At 44.5% G+C, this 1532-nt stretch carries 1 protein-coding gene; it reads right to left on the reverse strand.

Features of this window, described 5'->3' with window-relative positions; translation table 11 throughout:
• Positions 1–212 precede the first annotated feature (212 nt).
• Complete coding sequence (locus tag RJ60_RS15095; RefSeq protein ID WP_103135283.1) at positions 213–1316, reverse strand: ATP-binding protein; 1104 nt, start codon at positions 1314–1316, stop codon at positions 213–215.
• Between the last annotated feature and the right edge of the window lie 216 nt (positions 1317–1532).

The raw sequence follows: 1532 nt of genomic DNA on the forward strand, positions 1-1532 counted from the left end.
GATGGGCCTGCACGGGATCTCGTTCTTCTCATCCGTTTCTTCGTTTCTCTTCTCTCACTAAACAAAGGTTACTGGTGCTAACAACGAGGATTGAAGACAAGATTTTAACGCTCTTCAAACCTCTTACCTCTGCCCTCTTACATCTTCCATCTTGGAGAACGTTGGACTGATGACGGATACAACCCCTCTTAATGCTCCTCTATCCCTCCCTCTTAGCCAAACTTTCTGATTACGCTTGCAATAACCGGATCAACAAGCCTATATGTCTTGTCCTCTCGAGCAATCTCGACGTCAACATAACTGAGTTCGATCAACCTGCTTAAAATCCTATTGAAGGCCGTGTCCGTGAGGGTCTTGTTTTCTATGATTTCTGTCGCCATTTTGATCTCTTTCCAACCCTTCGATCCAAAGGCAATGGCCTTCAAAACCGAGATATACCTTGTACTGTTACGCTTCAGATTCGAGAGTTCGTCGTTCACTATGATCTCGGCCTTTTCCAGCGTCAGTTCAATTGATTCTTTATCGACTCTTTTAGCATCGATACACACCCTTCCGAAAAACACCAGCCATCCGACTATTCCGTCCAGTATATCAACTGCATCGCGGAGTGTCTTTGTCGAAGCCTCCATTTCAACCTCATCAAAACCCTTCTCGAGGAACTCTTCACTCTCTTTTCTTGTAAACCGCGAAAGATATAGTCTTTTTATGTATCTTCCATATAGGGGCGAGGAAGAATCATCAAGCCCTATGAAATCTTCGAGAACACCCACTTCAGAACCCGTCAGTATGATTCGCAAGCCTGTGAGATTGTCATAGACATACGAAAACAACTCATTGAAATCGAGGCCGCCATTTCTTTTGAAGTGCCTTAGAAGTTGGGCCTCATCGAAGACAAGGTACAGGATCTTGTCTTCCTTCAAAGCCCATTTGTCTAGTGCGTTGAATGATTCAACCAGAAACGAGTCGCTTCTCTTGTTATCGAGCTCCAGCTCGACTCCAAACAAGTTAAGCCCTTTAATCCGTTTCATTGCTTCTAGAACGCCACTTTTGATCTTTGCAAGATCGTTGAGCTGTTCCATTAACAATCGATGATAGTTGCTCACAGATGTTCCCCTTACTAAAAGGGACCTGCAGTCTGTGAATATGAAAGGCATATCGCCCTCATTCATAAATACTCTCAGGAGCGAAGTCTTTCCAAGACGCCTGGGCCCCAGTACAAGAGTAAGAGGCACATCGAGATTGCTCAACTCTTCTAACTCTCTGTCTCGCAAAAACAGATCTTTTCTTGAGGTTTTTGGTCTGGGATCGAAATACATGCTATCACCCCTGATAGTTACTATCACTGGTGATAGTATAACCCAACAAAGCGCATCCTGCAATATCAGTATCTATAATGAAAATGGGTTATGTAAGAACGGTTCCTCGTGGTGGGTTTTGCGTTGTAGGAAAGAGACGAGAAAGCCCTTCCGGAGTTCGCTTTGCTCACGAGAAGGTGAGAGTGAAAATAGGGACTGACGATTCATCTCGCGCCT

It is taken from the genome of Mesotoga sp. B105.6.4 (genome assembly GCF_002896535.1).
Taxonomy (GTDB): Bacteria; Thermotogota; Thermotogae; order Petrotogales; family Kosmotogaceae; genus Mesotoga.